This is a genomic window from Pseudomonas fragi, from assembly GCF_002269505.1.
GTDB lineage: Bacteria > Pseudomonadota > Gammaproteobacteria > Pseudomonadales > Pseudomonadaceae > Aquipseudomonas > Aquipseudomonas fragi_D.
The window spans coordinates 75,401-87,811 of the sequence record NZ_NQKQ01000015.1; the positions used below are offsets into that span (position 1 = coordinate 75,401).

Sequence of the window (12,411 nt, forward strand, 5' to 3'; positions counted from 1 at the left end):
AAGGTCTTGGCGGGCAAAAAACAAGCCGAGGATTATACCTTAGCTATGACCTCACGCGCCAGTTGAGGTCGGGTTTGATGCGGGATTATTGCGACTTAGAAGGTCGCGTAACTGATTTTTTTCCTCGCTACTTAGCTCGCCTTGACGTGCTTTTCGAAGAAGTTGTTCAAGATTTCGCTCGCGTTGGCGAGCTGACAGACTAGTTATGGTGTCGAAAAACTGTTGTTCAAGGTTATCGGCATCAATTAGCCATTCCTTTTCCAGCAGTCTTTGCAGCAAACGGCCCTGTTCAGTGCCGTGCCAACGGGACAGTAGCTGAATAGAGCTTAGCCTAGGATTTTTCTGTACGGCCTCGACCAGAGCAATCAGTAGCTGATTATTAGTCTGGTCTTCTGCAGCAAAGTGCCCGGCATCCTCAACTTTCTTGGCCAGTTGCGGGTGATGCAGCAGGGTGCGCAGGGCCGTCAGGGTAGGGGGTTCAACACCTACCGGGATCCAGGCCTGCTCGCGTTCGCCGCCACGCTTGCCTTTTTTGTCCCAGGGCTTGTTTTCCCACTTTTTGCCGCCAGCGCCAGGCTTTTTCGGGGTCCATTCCTGTTGGGGGATGTACATGTCCGGTTGCTGGAAGTCGCTGTAGTCGGGCATTGCATCGTAATCAATGCCCGGATCGTAGGCCGGCTGTGCCTGGGCTTTTACGGGCGCGTTTTGCGCCAGCTGGCTGACGGTTTCACTGGTAAGGCCGGTGATTTCACTCAGGCGCTGGCGCATCAGGGCCCGCAGGTTGGCGCCCGGGACTTTGTCGATCAACGGTGCTGCCAGCGTGGCCATATGGGCCTTGCCTTCGAGCGAGCGCGGGTCGGCTTCTTCGGTCAGTTGCTGGAAAAAGTAATCTGCCAGCGGCTGGGCATGCTGGTTGATGCGCGCCTTGAAAGCGTCGGTGCCTTCGGAGCGAACCAGGGTGTCCGGGTCTTCGCCTTCGGGCAAAAACAGGAAGCGGGCGCGACGCCCGTCCTGCAGGCAGGGCAGCGTGGCTTCAAGTGCGCGCCATGCTGCATTGCGGCCAGCCTGGTCGCCGTCAAAACAGAACAGCACGCTGGGCACCACGCGAAACAGGCGCTTCATGTGTTCTTCGCTGGTGGCGGTGCCCAGTGTCGCGACAGCATTGCGCAGGCCTTGCTGGGCCAGGGCGATGACGTCCATGTAGCCTTCAACCACGATGATTTCGTCGAGGCTGCGATTGAATTTGCGCGCTTCGAACAGCCCGTAGAGTTCCTGGCCTTTGTGAAAGACCGGGGTTTCCGGGGAATTCAGGTATTTGGGCTTGTCGTCACCCAGCACTCGGCCGCCAAAAGCGATGATGCGGCCACGGCTGTCGCGAATCGGAAACATGACCCGGTCGCGAAAACGGTCGTAGCGTTTGCCGGTCTCGGCGTTTTCGACCAGCAGGCCGGCGTCGATCATGGCTTTTTGTTGCAGCGTGTCACTGCTCAGGTGTTTGTAGAGGTTGTCCCAGCCTGGTGGCGCAAAGCCCAAACCGAAGTCGCGGGCTATTTCGCCGGTCAGGCCTCTGCCCTTCAGGTAGTCCACCGCCGCTTTTCGTGCCGGATGGCTTTTCAGGGCCTGGCGATAGAAGTCAGCAGCGGCAGTCAGAAGCGGGTAGAGCGGGGAGTCAGTCGGTTGCCGAGGTTTGTGCGGGCGGCCGCTTTCTTCCCGTGGGATTTCCATGCCGGCGGCTTTGGCCAGTTCTTCGACAGCCTGGGGGAAGTCCAGGTTGTCATGATCCATGATGAAGCCGAGGGCATTGCCGCCAGCGCCGCAGCCAAAGCAGTAATAGAACTGTTTGTCCGGGCTGACGCTGAACGACGGGGTTTTTTCTTTGTGGAAGGGGCAGCAGGCAGTGTAGTTCTTGCCGGCTTTCTTCATTTGCACGCGCGAGCTGACGACATCGACGATATCGGTACGGTTCAGAAGGTCGTCAATAAAGCTCTGGGGGATTAACCCGGCCATGGCGTTCTCGTCATCACTGCGCAGAAGTGGGTCCGTATAAAGAGCTTGGTCGTCGTGCGTGCAGGCAAAAGCTCTGCTCGATCGTGGGGCGTCTGCTCAATTATCTCGGGGAAGTGTATCTGTCGAAATCCGCTCTACTCATATTAATCAGAGTCGATGGGATCGATAAACGTCACGCTCTGAGTCCGGCACTGACCAGTGGCTGGTCTCGGATAGCTCATAAGCAGGCACTGGAGAGGTGCCTTGGGCTGATCGTCTTTAAGGAAAATCAGAGAGGTGTGCTCGTCGGTAGCCTTGGAAGGCTCGTCAGTAAAGACGTGCACCGCTGGCTATTAGGCCAGGTCTGACGTGTTGTAACGCTTGTCGCGGTCGCATCTGCGGCCTTGACGATAAAGCATGTAACTTGCAACAACTGCCTACGGCCCGGCTTTAGGCCGGGCTTGGCAGAAGCGTGCAACGAACGTCTGTGTATTAGTACAGACGAACGGCGCGGCGCTGCTCGCGCTGAACTTTCTTCGCGTGACGCTTAACAGCAGCTGCTGCTTTACGCTTACGCTCAGAAGTCGGCTTCTCGTAAAATTCGCGGCTGCGAACTTCAGCCAGAACACCGGCTTTTTCGCAGGAGCGCTTGAAACGACGCAGAGCTACGTCGAAGGGTTCGTTCTCTTTTACTTTGACGGCTGGCATCCAGAGCTACCTTCATTCATTACCGGGGTCAACGTCTCAAGGCAAAATCGCGTTGGAAGACGTCGGTTTTTAAGGGTTGCGGATGTTAACCCCTCATCGCCCGGAATGCAAAGCCTCTGATCGAAAACCGCTGGCCGGGGGCGGGAGTGGCGACTATTATGCGCGCCTTCGAATTTAGCCTCTACAAGGCGTAAACCCATGCTAGTACTGGGATTAGAAACCTCCTGCGACGAAACCGGCGTCGCGCTATACGACAGTGAACGCGGGCTTTTGGCCGATGCACTGTTCAGTCAGATCGACCTTCACCGCGCCTATGGCGGTGTGGTTCCGGAGCTGGCTTCACGGGATCACGTCAAGCGGATGCTGCCCCTGATTCGTCAGGTGCTGGCCGAGGCTGACTGCGTGCCGACCGAGATCGATGCGATTGCCTACACGGCAGGCCCAGGATTGGTCGGGGCCCTGCTGGTTGGGGCTTCTTGCGCTCAGGCGCTGGCATTTGCCTGGGGTATTCCTGCCCTCGGCGTGCACCACATGGAAGGCCACTTGCTGGCTCCGATGCTCGAAGAGCAGCCTCCGGAGTTCCCGTTCGTCGCTTTGTTGGTCTCGGGCGGTCATACGCAGCTGGTTCGCGTTGATGGCATCGGCCAATACGAGTTGTTGGGCGAGACGCTGGATGATGCTGCGGGTGAAGCGTTCGACAAGACCGCGAAGATGATGGGGCTCAACTACCCGGGTGGTCCTGAGATCGCCCGGTTGGCCGCTCAGGGCGTTGCCGGGCGTTTTGTGTTCCCGCGGCCCATGACTGACCGTCCGGGGCTGCAGTTCAGCTTCAGCGGCCTCAAGACGTTTGCCCTGAACACCTGGCAGCGTTGCGTGGCAGCAGGCGACGATACTGAGCAGACGCGCTGTGATATCTCCCTGGCGTTCCAGCAGGCTGTGGTTGAAACACTGACCATCAAGTGCAAGCGCGCCTTGAAGCACGCAGGCATGAAGCGCCTGGTGATTGCAGGCGGGGTCAGTGCCAACAAGGCGTTGCGCGTTTCGCTTGAGAAAATGCTCGGTGAGATGAATGGCAACGTGTATTACGCCCGTCCGGAATTTTGTACGGATAATGGCGCGATGATTGCGTTTGCCGGTTGCCAGCGCTTGCAGGCCGGACAGCACGAGACATTGGCGATCAGCGTGCAGGCACGCTGGCCGATGGAGCAGTTGAAGCCCCTGTGAGAGCAGGGTTGAGTCAAACGTGAAGGCTTTTCACGGGCTAGATTCAGAAATGCCGTTCGCGCCCGGCCATCAGGTCGCGTAAATTGCCGCGGTGTCGCCATACAATCAGCGCCGTCAAGACGCTCATGGGCAGCAGTGCAGCAGGCTCTTGCCAGGCCAGCAATGGCAGGGTCAAGGGGGTGGCTATCAGCGCCGCCAGCGAGCTGGTACGGGTCAGCTGAAAGGTCAGCAGCCATGCGGCGACAGCCAGCAGTGCGGCGGGCGGATACAGGCCCAGTAGCATGCCGGCAGCAGTGGCGACACCTTTGCCGCCGCGAAAGCGGAAGTAAGCAGGGTACATGTGCCCTACGACGGCGCAGCCGCCAATCCAGGCCTGGTCCTGGAGCGAAAAATCCAGTTGGCGGGCCAGCATGACGGGCAAAAGCCCCTTGAGCAGGTCGCCGAGCAGGGTCAGGACGGCAAGTTTTTTGCCGGCCAGACGCAACATGTTGGTTGCGCCCGCATTGCCCGATCCACTCATTCGCGGGTCGGGAGTTCCCGTCAGGCGGCTGAGCAAAATGGCAAAGGACAGAGAGCCGAGCAGGTAGGCGAGGATCGCCAGTAACCAAAACATGCTAACTATTCCGGGCGAGGACGCCCTGATTCTAACGGCGCATTGCGCCCTTGTCGTGCTGCGGAGAAGAGTGCTTGGACAGAGTGTTTATCGAAGGCCTGGAAGTTGACACCGTTATCGGTGCTTATGACTGGGAACGTGGCATCCGTCAGTGCCTGCGCCTTGATCTAAGTTTTGCGTGGGACAATCGCCCTGCTGCGGCTGGCGATGACCTGACGCTAGCACTGGATTATGCGAGTGTTTCATCGCGTATTCAGGCGTTTGCCGAGCAGGCTCAGTTCCAGTTGGTAGAGACATTCGCAGAGCGTCTGGCCGAGGTGCTGATGAGCGAGTTCAATATTCCCTGGCTGCACCTCAAGCTGACCAAGCCTGGCGCCGTTGCGGCGGCTACAGGGGTGGGCGTGGAGATTGAGCGCGGATGTCGCTAACTCGGGTTTATCTTGGGCTGGGCAGTAATGTCGAGCGCGAAACACATCTGCAGGCGGGGCTGGATGCGCTGGCCGGTTTTTTGCTGGGCATGCAGTGTTCGCCCGTGTTCGAAAGCCAGCCGGTAGGGATCAAGAGCGGGCCATTTTTCAATCTGGTGGTGTCGGCGAAAACCGATTTGCCGCTGGTTGAGCTAAGTCGGCGTTTGAAGCTGATCGAAGCCGATAACGGTCGTTATGCCCACGATCGCAAGGGTTTGCCTCTGGATATCGACGTGTTGTTTTACGGCGATCTGGAGGGCAATTTCGAGGGGCTGACCCTGCCGCGTGCCGAAATTCTCAAAAATGCTTTTGTGTTGTGGCCGCTGTCTTTGATAGCGCCAGACAAAGTCCATCCCGGTGTGGGCAAGACGCTTTCCCAGATGTGGGCCGAGGCGCAGATCGATCAGGTTCTGGCACCTGCTGCCTTTGAGTGGCGGGGGGAGCAGTTGACGCCGCTGGAGATGCTGGCGGGCTGAGAGTCGATTGAATGGGCTGCAGGTTGCTGCTTTTTTTTGTGGGAGCGGGCTTGCTCGCGATGGCGTCGATGCGGTCTGTCTGAAAGACCGTGGTGCCCTAATCGCGAGCAAGCCCGCTCCCACAAGGTTTGCACTACGCGGCATCCTTGTAGGCTTGCAGTGCCTTAAGCCGTTCGCGCTTGAGTGCCTCACCCAGCTCGGGGCCTTTAAAACCCTGTTCCAGTAGCGGCTGCACTGCTACCGCAAGAGCTGCCCGCGCGGCGCCGCGCAGGTAGTCGGCTTGAGGGTATGGCCGATCTTCCAGCCCCAGGCGCCCTTTGGCGTCCATCTCGCAGGCTACGATAAACTCCTCGAACCGCTGCGGCCTACGGTACACGTCAAAGCGCTGCAGCAATTCCAGTAGCGTCGATGCCTTGAGCTCAAGGGCGCGATGCCCGTGGGTGTGATATTCGCCCACCAGCAATGCCAGTTCCTGGCAGTCCCTTGGCACCTTGTAGCGATCATTGACCGCCTTGATCAGGCGCAGCCCTTTGTGTTCGTGGGCAATATGCCTTGGCCAGTCTTTTTCAGGCGTAAGCCCTTTGCCCAGATCGTGCAGCAGGCAGGCCCAGCGTACGGTCAGCGGTTGCTTGTAGCGTGCGGATTGCTCCAAAACGCTGAGGGTGTGCAAGCCGCTGTCGATTTCCGGGTGATGGGCCGGAGGCTGCGGCACGCCGAACAAGGCATTTACTTCGGGCAGCAGTACTTCAAGAGCGTCGCAGCTGCGCAGCACTTCAATAAAAACCTGAGGCTGATCTTCCATCAAGGCGCGGGAAATTTCTTTCCAGCAGCGCTCCGGGGTCAGGGCTTGCAGCTCGCCGGAGTGCGACAGTTGGCGCATCAGTTCCAGTGTTTCGGGCGCGATGCTGAAACCCAGGCTGGCGTAGCGCGCAGCAAACCGGGCCACCCGCAGGACTCTGAGTGGATCTTCGGCGAACGCGGGGGAAACATGGCGTAAAATACGATCTTCAAGATCGCGTTGGCCGTGGTAAGGATCGGTCACATTGCCGGCTTCATCCTCCGCCATCGCATTGATGGTCAGATCGCGGCGTATCAGGTCTTCTTCGAGGGTAACGTCGGGGCTGGCATGAAAGATAAAGCCGCCATAGCCATGGCCACTTTTGCGCTCAGTGCGGGCCAGCGCATATTCGTCGCCAGTCTTGGGGTGAAGAAACACCGGGAAATCGGAGCCTACCGGGCGATAACCCAAGGCCTGCATTTGCTCGGCAGTTGCACCTACCACCACCCAGTCAATATCGGTGACGGGCTTGCCCAGCAGGCGATCCCGTACGGCGCCGCCAACTTTATAGATCTGCATAAAAAACCTCCGTTAGCGCGACAGGATAGCCTGTGTGTCGCGTTAGCGGAGGCTTGGGTTTGTTACAGGTGTATGGGTCCCATATCCTGGCGGCCGCGATCATTGTCGCCATGATCGCCTTTTGGCGGTACGTGGTGGACTTTCATGACCTGATCGCCCTGCAGGGTTTCAAGGTGGATGTCGAAACCCCACAAGCGGTGCAGGTGCTTGAGAACTTCGTCGGTCGAGTCGCCCAGCGGTTTGCGGTCGTGTTGCTGGTGGCGCAGAGTCAGTGAGCGGTCACCCCGGCGGTCGATGCTCCAGATCTGGATATTGGGTTCGCGATTGCCCAGGTTGTATTGCGCGGCAAGGGTTTCGCGAATGATGCGGTAGCCGTTTTCGTCGTGGATGGCAGGTACCAGCAGGTCATCTTTTTGATCGTCGTCCATGATGCTGAACAGTTTCAGGTCGCGGATCACTTTGGGTGACAGGTACTGCAGGATAAAACTCTCGTCCTTGAAACTGCTCATGGCGAACTTGATGCTCGACAACCAGTCGCTGCCTGCAAGGTCCGGGAACCAGTAGCGATCCTCCTCGGTCGGGTGTTCGCATATGCGCCGGATATCGCAATACATCGCAAACCCCAGCGCGTAGGGGTTGATGCCGCTGTAGTAAGGGCTGTCAAAGCCGGGCTGGAACACCACGCTGGTGTGGGAAATAAGGAACTCCATCATAAAGCCTTCGGTGACCAGGCCTTCATCATAGAGGTCGTTCATCAGGGTGTAGTGCCAGAAAGTTGCCCACCCCTCGTTCATCACTTGCGTTTGCCGTTGTGGGTAAAAGTACTGGGCTATTTTGCGCACGATACGTACGACTTCGCGCTGCCAGGGTTCCAGCAGGGGCGCGTGCTTTTCCAGAAAATAGAGGATGTTTTCCTGAGGTTCATCGGGAAAGCGGGCGTTGTCCTTCTCGCTGAGTTTGCCTGCGCTTTTGGGGATGGTGCGCCACAGATCGTTGATCTGCTTTTGCAGGTGCTCCTCGCGTTCCTTTTGTCGACGGCGCTCCTCTTCGGCTGAAATCGGATCAGGCCGTTTGTAGCGGTCCACACCGTAGTTCATCAAGGCGTGGCAGGAGTCGAGCAGGTCCTCGACCGCGTCGATGCCGTGGCGCTCTTCGCATTGCATGATGTACTGCTTGGCGAACACCAGGTAATCGATGATCGAGCTGGCGTCAGTCCAGGTGCGGAACAGGTAGTTGCCCTTGAAGAAACTGTTGTGACCATAGCAGGCATGGGCCACCACCAATGCCTGCATGCAGATGGTGTTTTCTTCCATCAGGTAGGCAATGCAGGGGTCTGAGTTGATAACGATTTCGTAGGCCAGGCCCATCTGGCCCCGTGTGTAGGATTTTTCAGTGCTAAGGAAGTGCTTGCCGTAGGACCAGTGGTGGTAGCCCAGCGGCATGCCCACCGAAGCGTAGGCATCCATCATTTGTTCGGCGGTGATGACTTCAATCTGGTTGGGGTAAGTGTCCAGCGCATAGCGGCCAGCCAGGCGGCCGATTTCGCGGTCATACGCCTGGATCAGGTCAAAGGTCCACTCTGAGCCGGTGGAGATGGGTTGGCGCTTATTCTCTTTGGCGGTCATGTCACTAACCTGCGCTGGAAGAGTTCACGGAAGACCGGATAAATATCGCCGGCCGAGACCAGTTGCTGTTGAGCGAAGGTGTCGGAAAACGCCTCGCTGATGCGTTCGTACTCATACCAGAGCGCCTGGTGTTCGCGCGGAGTGATCTCAACATAAGTGTAGTACTGCACAAATGGCATGATCTGGTTGATCAGAATGTCGCGGCAGATGGGAGAGTCGTCGTTCCAATTGTCTCCGTCAGAGGCCTGGGCTGCGTAGATGTTCCACTCATTGGTGGGGTAGCGCTCGGCCATGATCTCCTGCATCAGTTTGAGTGCGCTGGACACGATGGTGCCGCCTGTTTCCCGGGAATAGAAAAACTCCTCTTCGTCCACCTCCCGTGCGCTGGTGTGATGGCGGATAAACACCACGTCAATCTTGTCGTAGTTTCGCTTCAGGAACAGGTACAGCAGGATGAAAAAGCGTTTGGCAATGTCTTTGGTGGCTTGGGTCATGGAACCTGAAACGTCCATCAGGCAGAACATGACAGCCTTGGAACTGGGGTTGGGTTGCTTGACCAGCAGGTTGTATTTGAGGTCAAAGGTGTCGAGGAACGGAACGCGATGAATGCGTGCGCTGAGTTTCTCGATTTCGGCTTCAATGGTTTTGATATCGCCGAAGTTATCCGGCTCTTCGCGTTTTAACCGTTCCAGCTCGGCTTTGGCCTCGCGTAGTTTTGCCCGGCTGCTGCCGGACAGGGCGATGCGTCGAGCGTGAGCTGAACGCAAGGTGCGAATGATGTTGATGCGCGACGGGTTGCCCTCGTTGCTGATACCGGCGCGTACGGTTTTGAACGTGTCGGTGCCGGTCAGGTTGCGTTTGACCAGGTTGGGCAGTTCGAGGTCTTCGAACATGAATTCGAGGAATTCTTCCTGCGTGATCTGGAACACGAACTCATCCATGCCTTCGCCGGAATTGCCCGCTTTGCCAGGCCCGCCGCCACCACCTGAGCCCCCTTGCGGGCGCGGAATGTGGTCCCCGCTGGTGAACTCCTTGTTGCCTGGGTGCACCACCGTTTGCTTGCCACCGCGCCCATGGTGCATCACCGGCTCATCGATATCGCGACCTGGGATGCTGATTTGCTCGCCATGTTCCATATCCGTAATGGAGCGGCGGCCTACGGCCTCTTCTACGGCCTTTTTGATATGGTCACGGTAGCGCCGCAGAAAACGCTGACGGTTAACCGTGCTCTTGTTCTTGCCATTGAGGCGTCGGTCGATCACATAGCTCATGGAGCCCTCCGGGCAGCTTCAAGTGGTCAGCAGCAAGCTGCAAGCGGAAGCCCGTACGCGAGCTTCCATGTTCTTGCAGCTTGAGGCCTGGGGCTTACAGCTGCCTTACTGCGACTTGCGGACCCGCAGGTACCACTCGGAGAGCAGGCGTACCTGTTTGTCGGTATAGCCGCGTTCGACCATTCGGGTAACGAAGTCGTTGTGTTTTTGCTGGTCTTCCTTGCTCGCCTTGGCGTTGAAGCTGATGACCGGCAGAAGGTCCTCGGTGTTGGAGAACATTTTTTTCTCGATCACTACGCGCAGCTTCTCGTAGCTGAGCCAGGTCGGGTTTTTGCCGTTGTTGTTGGCCCGGGCACGCAGTACGAAGTTGACGATCTCGTTGCGGAAATCCTTCGGATTGCTGATGCCTGCCGGTTTTTCGATTTTTTCCAGTTCTTCGTTAAGCGCCACGCGGTTGAGGATTTCGCCGGTTTCAGGGTCGCGGTATTCCTGATCCTGGATCCAGAAGTCTGCGTAAAGCACATAGCGATCGAAGATGTTTTGCCCGTACTCGCTGTAGGACTCCAGGTATGCGGTCTGGATTTCCTTGCCGATAAATTCGATGTAGCGCGGTGCCAGGTATTCCTTGAGGAAACGCAGGTAGCGCTCACGGGTTTCAGCCTGGAACTGTTCCTGTTCGATCTGCTGTTCGAGCACATAGAGCAGGTGAACCGGGTTGGCCGCAATTTCGTGCGGATCGAAGTTGAATACCTTGGACAGGATCTTGAACGCAAAGCGGGTCGAAAGACCGTTCATGCCTTCGTCGACGCCCGCGTTGTCACGGTACTCCTGGATGGACTTGGCTTTCGGGTCGGTATCTTTCAGGTTTTCGCCGTCATAGACCCGCATTTTTGAGTAAATGTTCGAGTTTTCCGGCTCTTTGAGACGTGAGAGCACGGTGAACTGGGCCAGCATTTTCAGGGTGTCAGGAGCACAATGGGCTTTGGCCAGCGAGCTGTTGAACAGCAGTTTGTCGTAGATCTTTATCTCGTCGCTGACGCGCAGGCAGTACGGTACTTTGACGATGTAGATCCGGTCGATAAACGCTTCGTTGTTCTTGTTGTTGCGGAAGGTGTGCCACTCGGATTCGTTGGAGTGAGCCAGCAGGATGCCAGTAAACGGAATAGCGCCCAGACCTTCAGTGCTGTTGTAGTTGCCCTCTTGAGTCGCGGTCAGCAGTGGATGCAGCACCTTGATGGGGGCCTTGAACATCTCGACGAATTCCATCAGGCCCTGGTTGGCCCGGCACAGCGCACCGGAGTAGCTATAGGCGTCGGCGTCGTTCTGCGGGAATTCTTCAAGTTTGCGGATATCGACCTTGCCCACCAGTGCAGAAATATCCTGGTTGTTTTCGTCGCCGGGTTCAGTCTTGGCCACGGCGATCTGGTTAAGGATCGACGGGTAGAGTTTGACCACGCGGAACTGGCTGATATCACCGCCAAATTCTGCCAGGCGCTTGGTGGCCCACGGCGACATGATGGTGCTCAGGTAGCGTTTGGGGATGCCGAAGTCTTCTTCGAGGATCGCGCCATCTTCGGTGGCGTTGAACAGGCCCAAAGGCGATTCGAAGACCGGTGAACCCTTGATTGCGTAGAAGGGTACCTTTTCGATCAGTTGTTTCAGTTTTTCGGCAAGCGATGACTTGCCGCCACCTACCGGGCCCAGCAGGTAGAGGATTTGCTTCTTCTCTTCCAGGCCCTGTGCGGCATGGCGAAAGTAGGAAACGATCTGGTCGATGCATTCTTCCATTCCATGGAAGTCTTCAAAGGCCGGATAGCGGCGAATCACCTTGTTGGAGAAAATCCTCGACAGTCGGGAGTCGGTTGAGGTGTCCAGCAGTTCAGGCTCACCAATAGCCAGCAGCAGCCGTTCAGCGGCAGAGGCGTAAGTGCTTTTGTCCTGTTTGCACAGCTCAAGATATTCCTGGAGCGTAAGCTCTTCCTGGCGTGTGGATTCAAAGCGTTGTTGGAAGTGGCTAAAAATACTCATGACGTCACCTCGCTCGATACGTGGAGTCGGCGATAGATCGGTCAGTTCGAGTGCTGGCATGCAGCAGCATTTCAGCTGCTGTGTACCCCCCAGGACACCATCAAGGTGGCTAAACCCTTGAAGTTACTACCGATGATCCATTCGCCGGTGTACCGGCTCTCCCCAGATTTGGATGGCCTGAGGTAAAGGATAGTTGGTAATACGGGAGGTCAAGGTCAGATGCGTGAATTGTTGCTCTCGACCGTTGGTCAGGCAGGCCCCAAGCCCTCTGAACACGGGGGCTGGGGCTGATAAAAATATTATTCGGTGGGGCTTTTGGCGGTTTCGTTCGGGTAAGTGGCACGCCACAACTCGAAGCCACCATCCAGGCTGTAGACCTCGCTAAAGCCCTGGCTTACCAGGTACGCAGCGGCGCTTTGGCTGGAGTTGCCGTGGTAGCAGGCGACAATCAGCGGGACGTCGAGGTCGGCGTTGGCGATGAAGTCGTGCAGCGAGTGGTTGTCCAGGTGCTTCGCGCCGCTGATGTGGCTGGCGGCAAAGGCTTGCGGGTCGCGTACATCGACGACGACGGCGCCTTGTTCGCGCAGGGCCTGGGCTTGCTCTGGCGGGATACGTTTGAATTCGGTCATGGGAAATTCCTGTGGCCTGACTGCGGG

11 protein-coding genes are annotated in these 12,411 nt (G+C 57.4%); 3 read left to right on the plus strand and 8 right to left on the minus strand.

Annotated elements, in window-relative coordinates:
• Positions 1 to 51: 51 nt before the first annotated feature.
• Together dnaG and rpsU are read right to left on the minus strand one after the other, a co-directional pair.
• The gene (gene dnaG, locus CJU81_RS14590; protein WP_095037228.1) at positions 52 to 2,007 is read right to left on the minus strand and encodes a DNA primase; all 1,956 of its coding nucleotides are present in this window, start codon (positions 2,005 to 2,007) and stop codon (positions 52 to 54) included.
• Positions 2,008 to 2,478: 471 nt separating this feature from the next.
• Entirely contained in the window at positions 2,479 to 2,694 is a 216-nt protein-coding gene (gene rpsU, locus CJU81_RS14595) for a 30S ribosomal protein S21 (RefSeq protein WP_002551877.1), read from the minus strand.
• 198 nt (positions 2,695 to 2,892) lie between these two features.
• Here rpsU and tsaD point away from each other — a divergent pair, with 198 nt between their 5' ends.
• Positions 2,893 to 3,918, plus strand: a complete 1,026-nt coding sequence (gene tsaD, locus CJU81_RS14600; RefSeq protein ID WP_095037229.1) for a tRNA (adenosine(37)-N6)-threonylcarbamoyltransferase complex transferase subunit TsaD — start codon at positions 2,893 to 2,895, stop codon at positions 3,916 to 3,918.
• 43 nt (positions 3,919 to 3,961) lie between these two features.
• Here the strand turns inward: tsaD and plsY are convergent, their stop codons facing one another.
• Positions 3,962 to 4,531 carry a glycerol-3-phosphate 1-O-acyltransferase PlsY gene (gene plsY, locus CJU81_RS14605; protein WP_095037230.1) on the minus strand — a complete coding sequence of 190 codons (570 nt, stop codon included), beginning with the start codon at positions 4,529 to 4,531 and terminating at the stop codon, positions 3,962 to 3,964.
• Positions 4,532 to 4,605: 74 nt separating this feature from the next.
• Between plsY and folB the strand changes: the two genes are divergently transcribed.
• Both folB and folK read left to right on the plus strand, forming a co-directional pair.
• Complete coding sequence (gene folB, locus CJU81_RS14610; RefSeq protein ID WP_095031104.1) at positions 4,606 to 4,959, plus strand: dihydroneopterin aldolase; 354 nt, start codon at positions 4,606 to 4,608, stop codon at positions 4,957 to 4,959.
• A complete protein-coding gene (gene folK / locus CJU81_RS14615) occupies positions 4,950 to 5,474 on the plus strand; it encodes a 2-amino-4-hydroxy-6-hydroxymethyldihydropteridine diphosphokinase (protein WP_095037231.1) in 525 nt (174 codons plus the stop codon). Before folB ends, folK begins: the two co-directional genes overlap by 10 nt.
• Positions 5,475 to 5,607: 133 nt before the next feature.
• Here the strand turns inward: folK and CJU81_RS14620 are convergent, their stop codons facing one another.
• From CJU81_RS14620 to glpE, 5 genes are all read right to left on the minus strand, one after another.
• A complete protein-coding gene (locus CJU81_RS14620; RefSeq protein ID WP_095037232.1) occupies positions 5,608 to 6,831 on the minus strand; it encodes a multifunctional CCA addition/repair protein in 1,224 nt (407 codons plus the stop codon).
• A gap of 62 nt (positions 6,832 to 6,893) precedes the next feature.
• Entirely contained in the window at positions 6,894 to 8,456 is a 1,563-nt protein-coding gene (locus CJU81_RS14625) for a SpoVR family protein (RefSeq protein ID WP_095037233.1), read from the minus strand.
• The gene (locus tag CJU81_RS14630; RefSeq protein WP_095037234.1) at positions 8,453 to 9,727 is read right to left on the minus strand and encodes a YeaH/YhbH family protein; all 1,275 of its coding nucleotides are present in this window, start codon (positions 9,725 to 9,727) and stop codon (positions 8,453 to 8,455) included. The genes CJU81_RS14625 and CJU81_RS14630 overlap by 4 nt, the downstream gene beginning before the upstream one ends.
• 105 nt (positions 9,728 to 9,832) lie before the next feature.
• Positions 9,833 to 11,755, minus strand: a complete 1,923-nt coding sequence (locus CJU81_RS14635) for a PrkA family serine protein kinase (RefSeq protein ID WP_095031099.1) — start codon at positions 11,753 to 11,755, stop codon at positions 9,833 to 9,835.
• 299 nt (positions 11,756 to 12,054) lie between these two features.
• On the minus strand, positions 12,055 to 12,384 hold the full coding sequence (gene glpE, locus CJU81_RS14640) for a thiosulfate sulfurtransferase GlpE (RefSeq protein WP_095037235.1): 330 nt from the start codon (positions 12,382 to 12,384) through the stop codon (positions 12,055 to 12,057).
• Positions 12,385 to 12,411: the final 27 nt, after the last annotated feature.